Source organism: Hypericibacter adhaerens (assembly GCF_008728835.1).
Taxonomy (GTDB): Bacteria; Pseudomonadota; Alphaproteobacteria; order Dongiales; family Dongiaceae; genus Hypericibacter; species Hypericibacter adhaerens.
On the sequence record NZ_CP042582.1, the window covers coordinates 2497170 to 2515780 of the forward strand.

Consider the following 18611-nt stretch of genomic DNA (forward strand, 5'->3'; position numbering starts at 1 on the left):
TTTTGAATGGCCGAGAATTTCGACATCGTGATCATCGGCAGCGGGCCGGGCGGCTATGTGGCGGCCATCCGTGCGGCCCAACTCGGCAAGAAGACCGCGATCGTCGAGCGCGAGAATCTCGGCGGCATCTGCCTCAACTGGGGCTGCATCCCGACCAAGGCGCTGCTGCGCTCGGCCGAGGTCTATCACAACATGAAGAACGCGGCCGCCTACGGGCTCAAGGCCGACAATGTGGGCTATGACGCGGCCAAGGTCGTGGAGCGCAGCCGCAAGGTGGCGGCGCAGCTCTCGAACGGCGTCAAGTTCCTCATGAAGAAGCACAAGATCACGGTCTATGACGGCGTGGCGAAGCTCGCCGGCAAGGGCAAGGTGGCCGTGACGAAGGACGGCAAGCCCGTGGCCGAGCTCGCCGCGCCCGCGATCATCCTCGCGACCGGCGCCCGCGCCCGCGCGCTGCCGGGCCTCGTGCCCGACGGCAAGCTGGTCTGGACCTATCGCGAGGCGATGGTGCCGCCCGCCTTGCCGAAATCGCTGCTGGTCATCGGCAGCGGCGCCATCGGCATCGAGTTCGCGAGCTTCTACCGCCAGTTCGGCGCCGAGGTGACGGTGGTCGAGGTGATGGACCGCGTGCTGCCCGTCGAGGATGCCGAGATCTCGGCCTTCGCCAAGAAGGCCTTCGAAAAGCAGGGCATGAAGATCCTCACCTCCGCCACGGTGAAGGCCTTGAAGAAAGGCACCGACAGCGTGACGGCCACGATCGAAGCAGGCGGCAAATCCTCCGATGTCACGGTCGAGCGCGTGATCCTCGCGGTCGGCATCGTCGGCAATGTCGAGAATCTCGGCCTCGAGGGCACGAAGGTGAAGGTCGAGAAGACCCATGTCGTGACCGACGAGTGGGGCGCCACGGGCGAGCCCGGGCTCTATGCCATCGGCGATCTCACAGGCCCGCCCTGGCTCGCGCACAAGGCGATGCATGAGGGCGTGATCTGCGTCGAGAAGATCGCGGGCGTCAAAGGCGTCCATCCGATGAACAAGGAGAACATCCCCGGCTGCACCTACTGCCTGCCGCAGGTGGCGAGCGTGGGGCTGACCGAGGCCGCGGCCAAGGCCAAGGGCCACGAGGTCAAGGTCGGGCGCTTCCCCTTCATCGGCAACGGCAAGGCGATCGCCCTGGGCGAGCCAGAGGGGCTGGTGAAAACAGTGTTCGACGCCAAGACCGGCGAGCTCCTCGGCGCGCACATGATCGGCGCCGAGGTGACCGAGCTGATCCAGGGCTACACCATCGCCCGCACGCTCGAGACCACCGAGGCCGAGCTGATGGCGACCGTCTTCCCGCACCCGACGCTCTCCGAGATGATGCATGAGAGCGTGCTCGACGCCTATGGACGGGCGCTCCACATCTGAGGGCTCGGGGATCGGCGACAGCGGCGGGGCCTCGGCAGCGCTGCTCGATCGGGCGTTGTTCCAGCCTTATCTGGAACCTGGAGAGAAGATTCTGTGGATCGGGCGACCTCGCCTCCACTGGAGCGAGATCGGCTATCGGCTTTTCGTGCTTCTCGCAATATTGGCGTTCGTTGGTTTGATCGCGTGGATCAAGGCAACATCAGGACCGACTTCCGGGGCCACCCCGGAGGATGCAGACCAAGCCAAAGTCTATATCGGTTATGCCCTGATCGGGCCCCTTGTGTTGCTAGCCGCGATGATGTGGCGCATCGGGCGGGAAATAATCGCGCCAACGAAACTCACCTATCTCCTGTCAGACTGCCGAGCCATGGCGCTCGACCGCCGCAATGGCAAGCTGCTGAAGTCAGTTTCGCTCCGCAACGTGGACCAGCTCGATCAGATTCTGCGATCGGACGGAAGCGGCAGAATTATTTTCGACTACGATCTGATCTATTCGAAGAACAGCAATACGCCGGAGGCGGTTCCAAAACTGGAGTTCGTCGACATCGAAGCGGCCGCGACGGTTAAGGCGCTCGCCGAGAAGGCGGCCCTGAAGCTATTGGCCGAGGCGGAAGAGGCCGACGCATGAAGGAGGGCGCTAAGTCATCGATCGCGGAGCAGTCATTTTTCCAGCCATTCCTCCTGCCGGGCGAAAAGGTGATCTGGGTCGGTCGGCCGGTTCGGCCGCGCTGGGTTGGCGCGGATATCTGGCACTGGTTAATCTCGACTTTCGCACTCCTATGGCTTCTCCCTTGCGGGTTTGCCTCCATTCTGATTTGGCAAAGGGTGACGCGACGGGGATGGGAGGCGGCGCTCAGCCACCAAGGTCCCTTTGTCGCATTGGGCGTCTTCACAGTACTTTTCGTCGGAATCACCGTCTGGTTGATCCGCAGGAGGGTTGGGCGCCTGCGGCGGACCGCCTATGTCCTTACAGATCGGCGGGCGCTCAAACTCGACAATAGAGAAAAACTGCCGGCCAGCACTTCTCTCGACATCGTTGATCGCTTCGACACGCATATCCTTGCCGATGGCAGCGGCGACCTTGTTTTCGGTTATGCCAACGAATATGTGTTCAACGATGTAGGCGGGCTCGAATGGATCAAAAAGCCCGGTCTCACATTTGAAGATATCAACGACGTCCCCAGGGTCTTAAGCCTTGCGCAAGAGGCGCTGGCGAAACTGGGCTTCAAACCGGTATCCTGATCCCCATGATCGAATCTGCCGCCGTCGCCAAGCTCCGCCATCCCGAGAAGGCCCACAAGCCGGACAATCCGGTCGCGCGCAAGCCCGACTGGATCCGCGTCAAGGCGCCGATGTCGCGCGAATATCAGGAGACGCGCGCGCTGATGCGCCAGCTCGGCCTTGCCACGGTCTGCGAGGAGGCGGCCTGCCCCAATATCGGCGAATGCTGGAAGCAGAAGCACGCGACCGTGATGATCCTGGGCTCGGTCTGCACCCGCGCCTGCAGCTTCTGCAATGTCGCCACCGGGCGCCCCGATCTGCTCGATCCGCACGAGCCCGCCCATGTCGCCGAGGCCGTGGGGAAGCTCGACCTCCATCACATCGTCGTCACCTCGGTCGATCGCGACGATCTCGATGACGGCGGCGCCGCGCATTTCGCCGAGACCATCCGGCGCATCCGCGAGGCCGCGCCTGCGACCACGATCGAGGTGCTGACGCCCGACTTCCTGCGCAAGGAAGGCGCGCTCGAGACCGTCGTCGCGGCCGGGCCCGACGTCTACAACCACAATCTCGAGACCGTGCCTCGGCTCTATCGCGAGGTGCGGCCGGGCGCCCGCTATTTCCATTCGCTGCGATTGCTGCAGCGGGTGAAGGAGATCGATCCCACGCGCTTCACCAAGTCCGGCATCATGGTGGGGCTGGGCGAGACCAGGGAGGAGGTGGCGCAGGTGATGGACGATCTGCGCTCGGCCGACGTCGACTTCATCACCATCGGCCAGTATCTCCAGCCCACGCCCAAGCATCACGCGGTCGAGCGTTTCGTGACCCCGGCCGAGTTCACCGAGATGCGCGACATGGCGCTGAGCAAGGGCTTCCTGCTGGCGGCGAGCTCGCCCTTGACCCGCTCCTCCTATCACGCGGGCGAGGATTTCGAGCGGCTCAAGGCGGCGCGGCTGGAAAAGCTCGCCGCTTCCGGTGCCGGCGCCTGATCCCGCCGCGCCGGTTCCCCTCTCCCCCATGCCCACGCACGCCGAGCAGCGGGTCCTTCCCTATACCCAGGATCAGCTCTTCGATCTGGTCGCCGATATCGAGCGCTATCCGGAGTTCCTGCCCTGGTGCGTGGGCGCGCGCATCCGCAAGCGCCTCCCGGACGGCACGCTCGAGGCCGATCTCATCATCGGCTTCAAGATGATCCGCGAGCGCTTCACCTCGATCGTGAAGCCCGACCGCGCCGGCCACCGCATCGATGTCAGCTATGCCGAGGGGCCGTTCCGCTATCTCAACAACCACTGGAAGTTCCTGCCCGAGGGCGAGAGCCGGACGCGCGTCGATTTCTTCGTCGATTTCGAGTTCCGCTCGATCCTGCTGCAGAAGGTGATCGGCGCGCTCTTCAACGAAGCGGTCCGGCGCATGGTCGCCGCCTTCGAGCATCGCGCGCAGCAGCTCTACGGCAAGACCACGGCCTGAGGCCGGGGCCGGATCAGTAGGGCCGCCCGTCCTTGTGGCTGTAGACCCACTTGCCGTCGGGTCCCAAAGCCGCGCGGAGATCGTCCGCCGGATAGCTTCCTTCATCGCCGGGCGTGCGGTCGCCGATCTCGAGATAGGTCACGGTCCGGCCGGTGCGGTTGACGAGCTGATGCGCGATCCCCTGCGCGGGAAAGCCGGCGCACATGCCCGGCCGCAGCGGAACCTCGCCCCGGTCGGTGACGAGCGTCGGCTCGCCTTCGAGGATGTAGATGAACTCGTCCTGCCGGCTGTGGCGATGGAGCAGGGAGGATTCGCCGCCGGGCTCGAGCCGGGTCAGATTGACGCCGAAATTCCTCAAGCCGAACAGATCGCCCAGGGCCCGCTTCTCGCGCCTGGCCATGCGGCTGAAGAACGGCTCCGGATAGCTGGACGGCTTGGTCCGGGGCGCCACGGCCTCGGCTTTCACGGCGATCGGCGCCTTGTCGCTGCTCGTCATCGTTCTCTCTCGCGCTGGCTGGGGACCCGGAACGCGCATAGCACGGCCCGCGAGCGAGAGCAAAAGGGGCGGTAGAGAACGGCGAGAAAGGTGCTGCGTCGGCTCGCTAGTTCAGCGCGAACACGATCGGGACCACATAGGTCTGGTCCATGCCGGCGGGCGGCGGGGGCACGGGGTTGGCGCGGGTCATGAGCTCGCTCGCTTCCTCGTCGAGGAGCTCGTAGCCCGAGCCCTGGAGGATGCGATAGCTCAGCACCTGGCCCTGGCGGTCGATGGCGAACTCGCAGAGCACGACCCCTTGCTGATGCTTGCGCCGCGCCCGCTCGGGATATTCCTTGTGCCGGTCGAGCCAGGCGGCCAGCAGGCTCGCGTAGTCAGCCTGCTCCGCAGCCGAAGGTCCCGGCGCGCTGCCGGATCCGGTCGGCATGCCGGCACCCTCGGGGAGTGACGCGCTCTGCGCGGCGGGGGCGCTGTCGGCACTGGCGCTGCCGCTGCTGGCGGTCGAGGGCGCGGCCTTGCTCGCCGCGGCGTCGGCGGGCGCTGCCGGGCTGGCGTCGCTGACGGTCGTTGCCGGCAGCGATGCGAGCTGGGTCGCTTGCGGCGGCTCCGGCTGAGGCTGCGGTGGAGAGGGTGGGGGTGCTGCCGGCGGGGTCGCCACGGTCGTTTCGCGCGGCGGTGTCGGTTTGGTGGCGGGCAGGGGCTTGGGCTTCTCAGGGGCCTGTTCCGCCGTCTCCGTCGTCGGCTGCGTCACCGGCTTCTCGACGATCTTCTCGATCTCGATCGCTTCCTCGACCACCGGCGGCGGCTCCGGCATCGGCTCCAGGCTGAGCGCGGCCATGGTCGTGCTGGAAAGATCCGTCTCCTCGACCGGAGGCGGCGGCTCGGCCAGCTCCGCCTCGACGGGCGGCAGCTCTTCGATCGCTTCGGGCACGGGCGGCTCGGGCGCGGGCTCCGCCGGCGAAACGTCTTCCGCGATCCGGGCCTGGGGTGGCGCCGGCGGCGCATCTGCCGGCGTGGCCGTTGCTTCGCTGGGCGCGGCCGCCTCGGCGGCGGCCTGCGCGTCGGCTTCAGCGCTGCCCCCGGCGACGAACATCACCGGGACGCTGCCGCCCATGCCGGCATCCGCGGGCAGCGGCGGGTCCTTCGGCCAGGCGAGCAGGGCCGCGGCCAGGATCGAGCCGTGGAACAGGACTGAAAGCAGGGCCGGTCGCGACATCCCCTCCGGCAGACCCATGCTGTCTCTCCGATGATCCCAAACGCCTTTCTTGAGTAATCATTATCATTCTAATTGCGAATGAAACGCAATTGCGGTAATCACAAATTGTCCTGGCCGCCAAGTGTGGTGGTTCGCAGTTGGAGCCAGGGCTTGGGTGGGATGCCGAGTGACCTTGAACGCGAGTGAGACCGACCGGGCCAAGGCCAGCGTCGGGGCGGATGCAGCCTGCACCGCGCCCGCGAGGGGCTTGCCTGTTTCGAAGCCGGACATGTCGTCCGTCAACAGCAGCGACCTCCTGCGGGGGAGGCATGAGCTGCTGATTCACCATGGCGAGGAGGTTTATCGGCTCCGCCTGACAGGGAGGGGGAAGCTCATTCTGACGAAGTAGCCGATGCGCGGCGCATCGGCGCAATCACACGCAGCTTTCGTCCCAGCCAGCCCATCCGTCGGCCTTCCGAGGCCGGCGCGCCAGCCCCGGACAATGCTGACCAACAAGGACAAGGGGCATGGCGACCGAATACCGACGACTGCTTAACCGTTCCGTTTTCTTGGCGCTGCCGATAGCGCTCTGGCTCATCGGCGGCACGGCGGGGGCCCAGGAAACGCAGACTCAAACGCAAGACCAGACGCAGACACAGGATCAGAGCCAGACCGGCACAAGCACGACCGAGAATGGCGCAGCCGAGAACACCGCGACGCCGCCGGCAACGGAAGGGACGGCCACCCGCATGTCGGTGCCGCCCGTGACCGTGACCGCGACGCGCAATCCGATGGCGGCCTTCGAATATCCGGGCAGCGTCTCGGTCGTCGATCAGGAGAAGATCCAGACGCGCATCCCGTCGACCGTCGACGACATCATGCTGGGCGTGCCCAACGTGACCTTCTCGGGCGGCCCGCGGCGCAACGGGCAATCGCCGGTCATCCGCGGCTTCACCGCGCAGGACGTGATCGTGCTGCTGGACGGCACGCGCCAGAATCTCATCACCGGCCATGACGGCCGCTTCTTCCTCGATCCGGCCTTGCTGGAATCGGTCGAGGTCGTGCGTGGCGCGACCTCGGCGCTTTATGGTTCGGGCGGCCTGGGCGGCGTGATGGAGCTGCGCACCAAGGACGCGTCCGACTTCCTCGAGCCGGGCGAGACCTTCGGCGTCAACAGCTTCATCGGCGGGCAGAGCGTGAACGACGAGGTGTCGCCGGGCATCACCATGTTCGGCAAGGTCGGCGAGAATCTCGACCTTATCGGCAGTTTCGTGTTCCGCGATTCCGACAATATCGACCTCGGCACCGACCAGGAGGTCAGCGCCGACGACCAGATCTATAGCGGTCTCGCCAAGGCCAAATACACCGCCGGCGCTCACAGCTTCGAGGGCGCATGGCTGCGCTATGACGGCAACTCGACCGAGCCCTCCAACGCGCAGGACGCCACCGGCGCCGATCTGGAGGACAAGCATTTCGTCACCCAGACCTGGCGGACCAGCTACGGCTTCCACGATCCGGACAACAAGTGGGTCAACCTGGACGCCACGCTCTACTACTCGCAGAACGATCTGAAGGAGAAGCGCCTCGACAATCTGGGCGCCGGTCCCGAGGGCGAGGAGCTGGAGCGCGATCTCGACACGGTCGGCATCCGGGTCGACAACCGCACCCGCTTCGAGCTCGGTCCCGACAGCTCGGTGGTCTTCACCTATGGCGGCGAAGGCTATCGCGACATGCAGGACGGCGACCGGGATGGCGGCAACCTCGACGGCGTTCCCGACGCGGATTCCAACCTCTTCGGCCTCTTCGCCCAGGCGGAGCTCACGCTGCCGGCACCGGGGCCCATTCCCGGCGAGTTCCTGATCATCCCGGGCGCCCGTTTCGACTATTACTCCTCAAGCAGCGATCTGGCCGACGACAATATCGACACGGCTGTCTCGCCCAAGATCGCGGTCAGCTACCTGCCGACCGACTGGCTGATGTTCTACGGCAGCTATGGCTACGCCTTCTCGGCGCCCAACATGAACGACCTCTACCTGACGGGCACCCACTTCGTCATTCCGCTGGGTCCCCCGTTCCCGGACATCGTCAACCACTTCCAGCCCAACCCCGACCTGAAGTCGCAGACCACGCGGACGATCGAAGCCGGCATGGGGCTGGATTTCGAGGATGTGGTGATGGCGAACGACCGCGCCTCGGCCAAGGGCGGCTGGTTCCTCACCTATGGCGACGACCTGATCTCGCGGTCGGTCGTCCAGCCGGCGCCGTTCGTGGATTGCAATCCCTTCATCGCGGGCGATTGCGACGGCACCACCATCATCGACAACGTCAACAAGGCGAAGCTCGAGGGCGTCGAGCTCGAGGCCAACTACGAGAACGACTGGTCCATCCTCGGCGTGGCCTACTCGCATATCAACGGCTGGGACCGCGAGACGGGCGATCACCTGGGCGAGCTGCAGCCGGATACGACGACGTTCCATGCCGCCCTCAAGATTCCGCCGGCCGACGTCCAGATCGGCAGCTGGATCACCTGGGCCCAGGACTTCGACAATACCGACGATCCGACGCTCGAGCGCGACGGCTATGTGGTGACCGATCTCTATATCGTCTGGTCGCCGCAGCAGGAGCTGCTGCGCGGCTTCACGCTCGCCGCCGGCATCGACAACGTCTTCGACGAGACCTACACGCGCGTCTTCTCGGGCTCGGACGAGGCCGGACGCAACTACAAGGCAATGGTGGCCTACCAGATCGCCTGGTAGGCAGAAAGGGAGAGGAGAGTTTGATGCTGGACGATGCGACCGTGGCGCAGCGACGCGACCCGCAGAGCCTGAAGGCAGTTTGGGCCGAGCACAAGGCCGCCAATCCGAAACAACGGATTCGCGACGCCGCGGCCGCATTGGGCGTGAGCGAGGCCGAGCTGGTGGCGACCGATCTCGGTGCCGGCACCAGCCGGCTGCAGCCGCGCTGGAAGGAGCTGGTCGAGGCCATGCCGGCCCTGGGGCGGGTGATGGCGCTCACCCGCAACGAATATTGCGTGCATGAGAAGGTCGGCTGCTACGACCAGATCCATCTGAACGAGCAGGGGGGCGTGACGCTCGATCCCGAGATCGACCTGCGCATCTTCTTCGGTCACTGGGCGCATGGCTTCGCCGTGACCGAGGCGCTGGAGCAGGGGGGCGAGCGTCACAGCCTGCAGTTCTTCGATCGCGACGGGCTGGCGGTGCACAAGATCTATCTGAAGCCCGAGAGCGACGTCGCGGCCTTCCGCAAGCTGGTCGGCGATTTCAAGGCCGAGGACCAGGCACCGGGCCTCGCCGTGGCGGCCGTCGATCCGCCGACGGTCGATCGGCCCGATGCGGAAATCGATGTGCCGGCCCTCGACGGCCGGTGGCGGGCGCTGCAGGACACGCACGATTTCTTCGGCATGCTGCGCGAGCTGAAGGTGGGGCGGGTGCAGTCCTTCCGCCTCGTGGCCGACGATCTGGCGCAGCAGGTCGACAAGGGCGCCTTCTCGCGCGGCCTCGAGCTCGCGGCCGAGGCGAGCCTGCCGGTCATGATCTTCGTCGGCTCCCCCGGCGTGATCCAGATCCATACCGGCCCGGTCGCCAACGTGAAGCGCATGGGCCCCTGGCAGAACGTGCTCGACGAGGGCTTCAACCTGCATCTGCGCGAGGACGGGATCGAGAGCTGCTGGCTGGTGCGCAAGCCGACCAAGGACGGCATCGTCACCTCGCTCGAGATCTTCGACGGGGCGGGCCAGCAGATCGCCTGGATGTTCGGCAAGCGCAAGCCCGGCCTGCCCGAGGACCCGGCCTGGCCGGCGCTCGCCCTGAAAGCGGTCGGTCAGTAAGCATCATGACCCGACGTCAAGTGCTGATGGCGCTGCTGCTCGCGCTTGGCCTCGCCGTGGCGGGGCCGGCCCGGGCGGCAGAGATGCGGATCGTCTCGATCGGCGGCTCCGTGACCGAGGTGCTCTTCGCGCTGGGCTATGGCGGCCGGATCGTCGCCGACGATACCACCAGTATCTATCCGCCCGAGGCGGCGGCCCTGCCGAAGATCGGCTATATGCGCACGCTCGCGGCCGAGCCGATCGTGGCGCTGTCGCCGGATCTGGTGATCGCGGTCGATCACGCCGGGCCAAAGAAGATCCTGGACCAGATCGCCGCGGCCGGCGTGCCGGTGGTGATCGTGTCCGACCGGCCGACGGACGAGGGCGTCTCGGCCAAGATCCGGGAGGTGGCGAAGGCGGTGGGGGCCGAGGCGCGCGGCGAGGAGCTGGTCGCGGGCATCGAGAAGACCTTCGCGCGGATCAAGGCCGTGCTGGGCCAGGAGCAGGCCCGGCCCAGCGTGCTCTACATCCTCTCCGCGTCGGACGGCGCGCCGCTGGCCGCGGGCCAGAACACGGCCGCCGACGGCATGATCCGGCTGGCCGGCGGGCGCAACGCGATCCAGGGCTATGACGGCTACAAGCCGCTCTCGCCCGAGGTGGCCGTCACCGCCAATCCCGACTATGTCGTCGTGGCGCAGCATGGCATCGATACCCTGGGCGGGATCGAGGGTTTGGCCAAGCGGCCCGATCTGGGGCTGGTCCCGGCCGTCAAGGAGGGCCGGGTCCTGGTGCTCGACGCCAACTATCTGCTGGGCTTCGGGCCGCGCGCACCGCAGGCCACGGCCGAGCTCGCGTCGCATCTGCATCCGGCGCTGGCGTCGGATCTCGCGATACCATGAGCGAGCGCGCGATCGCCTGGGGCACGCGAAAAGGTTCCGACGGCCTGCCGTTCCTCGGCCTCGGCGCGCTGCTGGCCGTGGCCTTCGTCCTCGGCCTCGGCATCGGTGCCATGGCGATCCGGCCGATGGAGATCCTCTCCCTGCTGTCCGACCGGATCGGGCTCGGCGGATGGATCGATGTCGGCGCCGCGGAGGAGTCCGTGCTGATCCATGTGCGGTTGCCGCGCGTGGTGCTGGCGGTGCTGGTGGGGGCGAGCCTCGCGGTCTCCGGTGCCGCGCTGCAGGGGCTCTTCCGCAATCCGCTGGCCGATCCGGGGCTGCTCGGCATCAGCGGCGGGGCGACGGTTGCGGCGGCCAGCGCCATCATCTTCGGCGCGCCGCTCGCGGCGGCGCTGCCGGCCGGGCTCGCGCCCTGGTTCCTGCCGCTCTCGGCCTTCATCGGCGCCTCGATCGTGACGGCGATCATCTATGGCCTGTCGATCCGCCAGGAGGGGATGGATATCGCGACGCTGCTCCTGGCGGGCATCGCCATCAATGCGCTGGCCGCCGCCGCGCTCGGGCTGCTGACCTTCCTGGCGCCCGACGGGCAGCTGCGCGACATCATGTTCTGGCTCCTGGGCAGCCTCGCCGGCACCGGCTGGGCCCAGCTCTGGCCGGTGGCGGTCATGATCCTGGTCGCGGTCGGCCTCTTGATCCGCCTGGCCCGCCCGCTCAACGCGCTGCTGCTGGGCGAGGCTGAAGCGTTCCATGTCGGCTTCGCCGTCGAGCCCATCAAACGCCAGCTCGTGATTGTCACGGCGCTCGCCGCCGGAGCCGCGGTGGCGCTCACCGGCACCATCGGCTTCGTCGGCCTGCTGGTGCCGCATTTCGCCCGTTTCCTGGTGGGCCCCGATCACCGCCGCCTGTTGCCGGCGGCGGCCCTGCTGGGCGCCTCGCTGCTGCTCGTGGCCGACCTGATCGGGCGGCTCGTGGTGCTGCCGGCGGAGCTGCCGATCGGCGTCGTCACCAGCTTCGTCGGCGCGCCCTTCTTCCTCTGGCGGCTGCGCCGCCGGGAGGCGTTCTGATGCTGGCGCTCGAGCATGCGGTGCTGGCGCGGGGACCGCGCGTCATCCTGCCCGATGCCGATCTCGCGATCCGGCCGGGCGAGGTGCTGGCGCTGCTGGGACCGAACGGCGCCGGCAAGTCGACGCTGCTGAAGGCCTTGTCCGGCGAGCTCGCGCCGGCCTCGGGGCGCGCCGCGCTCGATGGGCGCGATCTCAAGGACTGGCCGGCGGCGGCGCTCGCCCGCCGGCGCTCGGTGCTGCCGCAGCATAACCACCTGGCCTTCGGCTTCGCGGTCGAGGATGTGGTGGCGCTCGGCCGCAGCGCGCATATCGACCATGCGGCCCGCGCCGACGACCAGCGCGCGATCACGGGCGCCCTGACGGCGGTCGGCTTGGCCTCCTTCGCGGCCCGCGACTACCGCAAGCTTTCCGGCGGCGAGCAGCAGCGCGTCCATCTGGCGCGCGCGCTGGCGCAGATCTGGGAGGAGGGGCGTCCCACCGAGCCGCGCTACCTGCTGCTGGACGAGCCGGTCTCGAACCTCGATCCGGCCTATCAGCAGACCGTGCTCAGGACCGCGCGCCTGATGGCGGAGCGGGGCTGCGGCGTCGTCATCTCGCTGCACGATCTCAATCTCGCCGCCGCCTTCGCCGACCGCGTCCTGCTGATCGCCGAAGGCCGCTTCGTCGCGGAGGGCACGCCCGCCGAGGTGCTGACGCCGCAACAGGCAGGCGCCGTCTATGGCCTGCCGATGCTGGCGCTGCGCCATCCCGAGACGGGGGCGCCGGTGCTGCTGCCGGCGATGGGCGAGGCGCCCCGCGCCTGACACTCCTGGTGACACATATCCCGTTAAGCGGGGAGGTTTGCTTGCGGATTCTCCATCGGGTTTACGGGGAACCCGTCACAACTATGACACCCCTCCCGCCGTTTCTCTTCGCGTAACCAGGAGCCAGTTCAGTTCCATGACTGGTGGCCCACCAGCCTTGGCGTGGAGGGTCTCATGGCGACGTTTTCGGAATATGACACGGTGATGCTGCGGACCTGCTACCCCGAGGTGCCGGTGCAGCGCATGACCAAAGGCACCATCCTCGAAGCCTACGGCACGCCGCCTTCCGCCTATGAGGTGGAGTTTCCCGGCGTCGGCGGCGCCTATACCGTCCCGGCCGATGCGCTGGTGCTGATCCGCGAATAGGCGGAGGCTCAAAGCTCGAAGAACACCTTCCCCTCGATCCGGTCGAGACCGGCGAGGGGCGTCTCGAGCTGCCGCAGGGTCGCCGCGGCCGCGAGGCAGGCGATGACGCTGTCGAGCGCGTCGCCGCCCCGATCCTCGATAAGGCGATCGCGCGCCGGTTTCGCCGGCGCCACCAGGAATCCGAGATCGACAAGGGCCGCCAGGATGTCGCGGCGCATCTTGTGCGCGGCCGGAGCCCGGCCCTTGTACGGCCGGTAGAGATCCAGCCGCTTCAGCACCGAGGCGGGGCAGGTCTCGGCGATCCAGGCGCGGTCCGGCTGGGGCGGCTCGATCGAGACGATGCTGGCCAGGCCGTCGCGATGGAGCGGCGCCACGATGTCGGCGATGCCATGGTAGGTCTGGCGGTAGAGCCGCAGGTTCCAGGCACAGAAGGGCGTCTTGGCGAGCTTGTCGGTCTCGCGGCGCAGCTCGCGTCCCTGGGCGATGCGCCGGCAGCCTTCGCGGAACGCTTCGGCATGCGCGTAGGCGCTGCCGAAGCCGGCGATGAAGGTCTTCCAGTCGGCGCCGTCGAGGACCAGGCTGGGCAGGCCCACGGGGAAGTCGCAACCGAAGATTCCGTCCGGCGTGGCCGCGATCAAGCGACGCAGGGCCGCCAGGGCCGGTGCGCGTTCCCTGCCGGAATCGGGCAGGGCCATCGCCGGATAGCAATCCACCAGCCTGACGCGCCGCCTGCCCTCGAGACGGCCTTCCGCGATCCAGATCGCCTGGCCCGCGGAGCGGGCGCCGCTGAAATCGATCCCGAAGGGCCGGCGCTTCCGCGTCACCGGGAGAGAGCGTAGTCCAACAGCGACAGGGCCGTCGCGACCGCCTGTCGCCTCACGGCCGCGCGGTCGCCGGCGAAATTGCGCTTCTCGACCAGCGTGGGTCCGCCGCGCCTTGCGACACCGAACCAGACGAGCCCGACCGGCTTGGTGGGCGTGCCGCCGCCGGGGCCGGCGATGCCGGTGATCGATACCGCCATGTCGGCGCGGGAATGGGCAAGGGCGCCTTCCGCCATCGCCTGCGCCACTTCGGAGCTGACGGCGCCGACGCGCGCGATAAGAGCGGCCGGCACGCCGATCAGCTCGGTCTTGGCCTCGTTCGAATAGGTGACGAAGCCGCGCTCGACCACGTCCGAGGAACCGGCGATGTCGGTCAGCGCCGCCGCGACCAGGCCGCCGGTGCAGGATTCCGCGGTCGCGATCTTCTTGCCGGCGCGGCGATAGCGCTCGAGCAGCTCGGTCGGTGCGATCTCGGGCGTCATAGCGGCAGCGCCACGGTGGCGGTCGCCTGGGCCGCGATGCCCTCGGCCCGGCCGGTGAAGCCGAGCCCTTCGGTGGTCGTGGCCTTCACGCTGACGCGGCCCTGGTCGAGCCCGAGGATCTGGGCGATCCGCTCGATCATGGCCGCGCGATGCGGCCCGACCTTGGGCCGCTCGCAGATGATCGTGACGTCGAGATGGGCGATGCGCCCGCCCTTGGCGGCGACGAGCTCGCCCGCATGGGCGAGGAATTTCGAGGAATCGGCGCCGCGCCATCTCGGATCGCTCGGCGGGAAATGCTGGCCGATATCGCCGGCGCCGATACAGCCCAGAAGTGCGTCGGTCAGCGCATGCAAGCCCACATCGGCGTCGGAATGGCCTTCGAGGGCGGCACTGTGCGGCACGCGGATGCCGCAAAGCATGATCGCGTCGCCGGGCGCGAAGCGGTGGACGTCATAGCCGCTGGCGCTGCGATATTCCCAGGCCCCGCCGCCCAGCAGCCGTTCGGCACGCTGCAAATCGTCCTCCGTCGTGATCTTGAAGTTCTCTTCGCTGCCCATGACGAGCTCGACCGCGAGGCCGGTCGCCTCGGCGACCGCGGCATCGTCGGTATGCTCGGTGCCGGCGGCCGCGCGATGGGCCGCGAGGATGGCGTCGAAGCGGAAGCCCTGCGGCGTCTGCGCGCGCCAGAGCCGGTCGCGGCTCGTGGTGGTCTCGATCCGTGCCGTCGCGCCGGCTGCCTCCTTGGCGCGCTTGATGGTGTCGACGACGGGCAGCGCGGCGATGGCGCCCGGCGCCCGCGCGAGCCCCTCGATCACGCGGTCGATCACGCCGGCATCGAGGAAGGGCCGCGCCGCGTCATGGATCAGCACCGCATCGGGCTTGAGCGGGATCAGGCTTTCGAGCCCGTTGCGCACCGATTGCTGGCGCGTGGCGCCGCCCGCGACCGGCGGCAGCAGCCCGAGCCCGGCCACCGCCTCGTCATAGCGCGCGCGGTCGTCGGGCGAGATCACGACGCGCACCTGCGCGATGCCCGGATGCGATTGCAGCCGTTCCACCGCATGGCGCAGCACGGCACGCCCGCCGAGCCGGCGATATTGCTTGGGCACATCGCCGCCGAAACGGGCACCCCGCCCCGCCGCGACGATGAGCGCGACGGTGCCGCTCATGGGTAGACCTTATGGAGGGATAGACGGGTCATGGTGCGGGCGAAGCTAAAGCGAAGGCGTCAAGGTATCAATGACACCTTGACTACTTGACTTCCTGACGCCCTTGGCACGGTTTCCATTTAATCCCCTCCCCCGGAACGGGGGAGGGCAGGGAGGGGGCTGCTCGGTGTTGGAAATCGCTCGCTGCCGAGACCGAGCAGCCCTCCCCCTGGCCCTCTCCCAGAAGTGGGAGAGGGGACAGCAAGACAAGGAATTGACCCGCCTCTATAGTGCCGCGCCATGACGGGCGACGACGTTTCCTCCGGTTATCTCCTGAGCCTGGCCGCGGTGGTGGCGCTGCTGCCGGTGACGCTCCTGGCCTGGCGCCGGCCGGGCATCGGCACGCCTTCCTTCTGGATCCTGCTCGCGGTGGCGATCGCCGGAGCGGGGACGGTGGTGGCGGTGCATCAGGGCCATGGCTGGACGCCGGGCCTGTCGCAGGCGCTCTGGGCCACGATCGGCGCCTGCCTGCTGCTGTTCGCGGGGTTGGGGGCCCTGGTGCGCGAGAGCCTGCGGCTGTCGATCCTGCTGCTGCCCTATCTGCTGCTGCTGGGGCTGCTCGCCACCTGCGTGGCGGGGCTGCCGTCCTCGCCGATCTCGGTGGGACCCGCCACCGCCTGGCTCGATCTCCACATCATCGTCTCGGTCTCCACCTACGGCCTCGTCACGCTGGCGGCGGTGGCAAGCCTGGCGCTCTTCCTGCAGGAGCGCGCGCTCAAGGCGAAACGGCCGACCGCGATCACGCGCGCGCTGCCGGCCATGACCGATTGCGAAGCGCTCGAGGTGCGGCTGATGGCGGTCGGCCTCTTCGTGCTCGGCGTCGGGCTGCTGACGGGCATGGCGACCGAATACATGGAGCGGCACACGCTGCTCGTGCTCGATCACAAGACCGTCTTCTCGCTGCTCGCCTTCCTCGCCATCGGCGCCTTGCTGCTGCTCCATCGACTCAGCGGTCTGCGCGGCCGCCGCGCGGCGCGAATCGCGCTGCTCGCCTATCTTTTCCTGACGCTCGCCTATCCGGGCGTGAAGGTCGTGACCCAGATCATCCTCGCCTGATCCGGTTCGCGCGCGTTAGATAACGCGCTGCAACATAAAAGAAATTCTATCTATTGCAGCGCAGCAAAGATCGCGCCATAGTAGGGCCGTGGCAGCGATTTGCCTAAAGTCTGAGCAGTGACGGGAGTTGCCCAATATATGGGCATTGAGATTGGAACGCATCGACTCGACGACCCGGTGATCCTGGCCCCCATGTCGGGTGTCACGGATCTGCCATTTCGCCGGCTCGTGAAGAGCTGGGGCGCGGGTCTCGTCGTGTCCGAGATGATCGCGAGCCAGGCGATGATCCGCCAGTCGCGCCAGTCGTTGAAGATGGCGGAGACCGTGCCGGAGGAATCGCCGATGGCGGTGCAGCTCGCCGGCTGCGAGCCCGAGGTGATGGGCGAGGCAGCGAAGCTCAACGAGGATCGCGGCGCCGCCATCATCGACATCAATTTCGGCTGTCCGGTGAAGAAGGTCGTCAACGGCCATGCCGGCTCGGCGCTGATGCGCGACGAGCTCCATGCGGCGCGAATCCTCGAGGCGACGGTGAAGGCCGTGTCGCTGCCGGTGACGCTCAAGATGCGCATGGGCTGGGACGATGCCAACCGCAACGCGCCGCGCCTCGCGAAGATCGCCGAGGATTGCGGCATCCGCATGGTCACGATCCATGGCCGCACCCGCTGCCAGTTCTATGCGGGCTCCGCCGACTGGGCCTTCGTGCAGCAGGTCAAGGCGGCGGTGACGATCCCGGTCGTGGTCAATGGCGACATCACCACGCTCGACGAGGCGGGCGAAGCGCTGCGCCTGTCCGGCGCCGACGGCGTGATGGTGGGGCGGGGCGCCTATGGCCGCCCCTGGTTCCTCAAGCAGGTGATGCAGTTCCTGCGCACCGGCGAGCGCCTCCCCGACCCGCCGCTCTGGAAGCAGTTCGAGACGGTCATGGCGCATTACCGCGACATGCTGCTGCATTACGGCCGAGAGACCGGCGTCAAGATCGCGCGCAAGCATCTGGGCTGGTACTCGAAGGGCCTCTACGGCGCCGCGGAGTTCCGCACCGCCATCAATCATTGCGATCAGCCTGAGCAGGTAGAGCGGCTGCTGAGCGATTTCTATTCGCCGCTCCTCGAACGGGAGGCGGCGTAACCCATGCGCGCGCGGACGGCTACCCTCATCCCGGTCCGCGCGGTCGCCGCGCGCGATCTGGCTTATGACGCGGGTCCCGACAACGGGCTTCCCAATCCCGCCAATCCGCAACTGCCGTCGGGCCTCGACCTGATCGAGGCGCTGCCGCTGCCGCTGATCGCGCTCGACGATCTCGACTGCATCGGGATGGTGAACGGCGCGGCCGAGCAGTTCCTCGGCGCCAGCGCGGCGCATCTGAGGGGCCGCGCGCTGGCCGAGATCCTGGTCGGGGATTCACCGCTGCTGACGCTGATCCATCAGGTGCGGCAGGACGGCGTGGCCCTTTCGGAAGAGGCCTGCGTCGTGGAATCCCCGCGCTTCGGAAGGCGCGAGGCGGCGGTCGATCTGGCGCCGCTGGCGAACCGCCCGGGCTGGATCGCGGTCGTGCTGCGCGAGCGGCTGATCGCGCGCGGCCTCGACCGCCAGGCGCAGCAGCAGGGCGCGGTGCGCTCGCTCAACGCCATGGCGGCGCTGCTCGCGCACGAGATCAAGAACCCGCTCTCCGGCATCCGCGGCGCGGCCCAGCTGATCGAGCCCGACCTGCCGCCGGGTCGGCAGATGCTGGCTTCGCTGATCCGCGAGGAGGCCGATCGAATCCGCGGCCTGGTCGACCGCATGGAGATGTTCGCGCAGGCCGCACCGGCCGCCTTCAGCGCCCTCAACATCCACGAGGTGCTGGATCACGTGCGCCGCCTGGGCGAGGCCGGCGTCGCGGCCGAGCGCAGCATCGTCGCCGATTACGATCCCTCCCTGCCATCGCTCAACGGCCACCGCGACCTGCTGGTGCAGCTCTTCCTCAACCTGGTGAAGAACGCGGCCGAGGCGACCCAGCCCAAGACCGGGCGCATCCGTCTCATCACGCGCTACCGGCAGGGGGCGAAGCTGACCCGCCCGGGCGGCGGTGCGGCGCCTCATTTGCCGCTGGCCGTCTCGATCGAGGATAACGGCGCCGGCGTGCCCGAGGCGATGCAGGCCCGGCTCTTCGATCCCTTCGTCACCAGCAAGCCGACCGGCAAGGGGCTCGGGTTGGCTCTGGCTGCCAAGATCGTCGCCGACCACGGCGGCGCCATCGAGTTCGAAAGCGTGCCGGGCCGCACGGTCTTCACCGTGCTGCTGCCCGCCGCGCCCGAGAGCTGAGGTCG

At 68.0% G+C, this 18611-nt stretch carries 20 protein-coding genes; 15 read left to right on the forward strand and 5 right to left on the reverse strand.

Annotated features, from left to right (window positions below; translation table 11 throughout):
- Positions 1–6: 6 nt before the first annotated feature.
- Genes lpdA through FRZ61_RS10945 form a run of 5 tightly spaced genes read left to right on the forward strand, consistent with a single transcriptional unit; the run spans position 7 to position 4092 of the window.
- Positions 7–1404 (forward strand): dihydrolipoyl dehydrogenase, encoded by a 1398-nt coding sequence (lpdA, locus tag FRZ61_RS10925; protein ID WP_151117451.1) that lies wholly within the window; start codon positions 7–9, stop codon positions 1402–1404.
- Positions 1382–2032 carry a hypothetical protein gene (locus FRZ61_RS10930; protein ID WP_151117453.1) on the forward strand — a complete coding sequence of 217 codons (651 nt, stop codon included), beginning with the start codon at positions 1382–1384 and terminating at the stop codon, positions 2030–2032. Before lpdA ends, FRZ61_RS10930 begins: the two co-directional genes overlap by 23 nt.
- Positions 2029–2646: a hypothetical protein gene (locus FRZ61_RS10935; protein WP_151117455.1), complete on the forward strand. Its 618-nt coding sequence runs from the start codon at positions 2029–2031 to the stop codon at positions 2644–2646. The genes FRZ61_RS10930 and FRZ61_RS10935 overlap by 4 nt, the downstream gene beginning before the upstream one ends.
- A gap of 5 nt (positions 2647–2651) precedes the next feature.
- The gene (lipA, locus tag FRZ61_RS10940) at positions 2652–3614 is read left to right on the forward strand and encodes a lipoyl synthase (protein WP_151117457.1); all 963 of its coding nucleotides are present in this window, start codon (positions 2652–2654) and stop codon (positions 3612–3614) included.
- A 28-nt stretch (positions 3615–3642) separates the two neighbouring features.
- Entirely contained in the window at positions 3643–4092 is a 450-nt protein-coding gene (locus tag FRZ61_RS10945; protein ID WP_151117460.1) for a type II toxin-antitoxin system RatA family toxin, read from the forward strand.
- A 13-nt stretch (positions 4093–4105) separates the two neighbouring features.
- Here FRZ61_RS10945 and FRZ61_RS10950 read toward each other — a convergent pair whose 3' ends face one another.
- Together FRZ61_RS10950 and FRZ61_RS10955 are read right to left on the reverse strand one after the other, a co-directional pair.
- Positions 4106–4588, reverse strand: a complete 483-nt coding sequence (locus tag FRZ61_RS10950; RefSeq protein ID WP_151117462.1) for a cupin domain-containing protein — start codon at positions 4586–4588, stop codon at positions 4106–4108.
- Between the two features lie 106 nt (positions 4589–4694).
- Entirely contained in the window at positions 4695–5822 is a 1128-nt protein-coding gene (locus FRZ61_RS10955; RefSeq protein WP_151117465.1) for a TonB family protein, read from the reverse strand.
- Positions 5823–6072: 250 nt separating this feature from the next.
- Here FRZ61_RS10955 and hemP point away from each other — a divergent pair, with 250 nt between their 5' ends.
- The 7 genes from hemP to FRZ61_RS10990 all read left to right on the forward strand — a co-directional run bounded on the left by hemP (position 6073) and on the right by FRZ61_RS10990 (position 12741).
- Positions 6073–6192, forward strand: a complete 120-nt coding sequence (gene hemP / locus FRZ61_RS10960) for a hemin uptake protein HemP (protein WP_151120786.1) — start codon at positions 6073–6075, stop codon at positions 6190–6192.
- A 118-nt stretch (positions 6193–6310) separates the two neighbouring features.
- Entirely contained in the window at positions 6311–8539 is a 2229-nt protein-coding gene (locus tag FRZ61_RS10965) for a TonB-dependent receptor domain-containing protein (protein WP_151117467.1), read from the forward strand.
- Between the two features lie 23 nt (positions 8540–8562).
- On the forward strand, positions 8563–9630 hold the full coding sequence (locus FRZ61_RS10970) for a hemin-degrading factor (RefSeq protein WP_151117468.1): 1068 nt from the start codon (positions 8563–8565) through the stop codon (positions 9628–9630).
- Between the two features lie 5 nt (positions 9631–9635).
- Positions 9636–10508, forward strand: a complete 873-nt coding sequence (locus tag FRZ61_RS10975) for a heme/hemin ABC transporter substrate-binding protein (RefSeq protein WP_151117470.1) — start codon at positions 9636–9638, stop codon at positions 10506–10508.
- Positions 10505–11572, forward strand: coding sequence for a FecCD family ABC transporter permease (locus FRZ61_RS10980; protein ID WP_151117472.1), 1068 nt, complete (start codon positions 10505–10507; stop codon positions 11570–11572). Before FRZ61_RS10975 ends, FRZ61_RS10980 begins: the two co-directional genes overlap by 4 nt.
- Entirely contained in the window at positions 11572–12375 is an 804-nt protein-coding gene (locus FRZ61_RS10985; RefSeq protein WP_151117475.1) for a heme ABC transporter ATP-binding protein, read from the forward strand. Before FRZ61_RS10980 ends, FRZ61_RS10985 begins: the two co-directional genes overlap by 1 nt.
- A 174-nt stretch (positions 12376–12549) precedes the next feature.
- Positions 12550–12741: a DUF4926 domain-containing protein gene (locus tag FRZ61_RS10990; RefSeq protein WP_151117476.1), complete on the forward strand. Its 192-nt coding sequence runs from the start codon at positions 12550–12552 to the stop codon at positions 12739–12741.
- Positions 12742–12749: 8 nt separating this feature from the next.
- On the opposite strand, the gene FRZ61_RS10995 is transcribed toward FRZ61_RS10990, so the two are convergent.
- From FRZ61_RS10995 to FRZ61_RS11005, 3 genes are read right to left on the reverse strand one after another with little or no spacing between them, the layout of a single operon-like run.
- A complete protein-coding gene (locus FRZ61_RS10995; RefSeq protein ID WP_151117477.1) occupies positions 12750–13565 on the reverse strand; it encodes a DUF429 domain-containing protein in 816 nt (271 codons plus the stop codon).
- The gene (locus FRZ61_RS11000) at positions 13562–14044 is read right to left on the reverse strand and encodes a CinA family protein (protein WP_151117478.1); all 483 of its coding nucleotides are present in this window, start codon (positions 14042–14044) and stop codon (positions 13562–13564) included. The genes FRZ61_RS10995 and FRZ61_RS11000 overlap by 4 nt, the downstream gene beginning before the upstream one ends.
- A complete protein-coding gene (locus FRZ61_RS11005; RefSeq protein WP_151117481.1) occupies positions 14041–15210 on the reverse strand; it encodes a bifunctional 2-C-methyl-D-erythritol 4-phosphate cytidylyltransferase/2-C-methyl-D-erythritol 2,4-cyclodiphosphate synthase in 1170 nt (389 codons plus the stop codon). The genes FRZ61_RS11000 and FRZ61_RS11005 overlap by 4 nt, the downstream gene beginning before the upstream one ends.
- A gap of 279 nt (positions 15211–15489) precedes the next feature.
- Here FRZ61_RS11005 and FRZ61_RS11010 point away from each other — a divergent pair, with 279 nt between their 5' ends.
- The 3 genes from FRZ61_RS11010 (at position 15490) to FRZ61_RS11020 (ending at position 18606) form a co-directional block, all read left to right on the forward strand.
- The gene (locus FRZ61_RS11010) at positions 15490–16305 is read left to right on the forward strand and encodes a cytochrome C assembly family protein (RefSeq protein WP_151117485.1); all 816 of its coding nucleotides are present in this window, start codon (positions 15490–15492) and stop codon (positions 16303–16305) included.
- Positions 16306–16443: 138 nt separating this feature from the next.
- Positions 16444–17430, forward strand: coding sequence for a tRNA dihydrouridine synthase DusB (gene dusB, locus FRZ61_RS11015; RefSeq protein WP_151117488.1), 987 nt, complete (start codon positions 16444–16446; stop codon positions 17428–17430).
- A 3-nt stretch (positions 17431–17433) separates the two neighbouring features.
- Positions 17434–18606, forward strand: coding sequence for a two-component system sensor histidine kinase NtrB (locus FRZ61_RS11020; protein ID WP_151117490.1), 1173 nt, complete (start codon positions 17434–17436; stop codon positions 18604–18606).
- Positions 18607–18611: the final 5 nt, after the last annotated feature.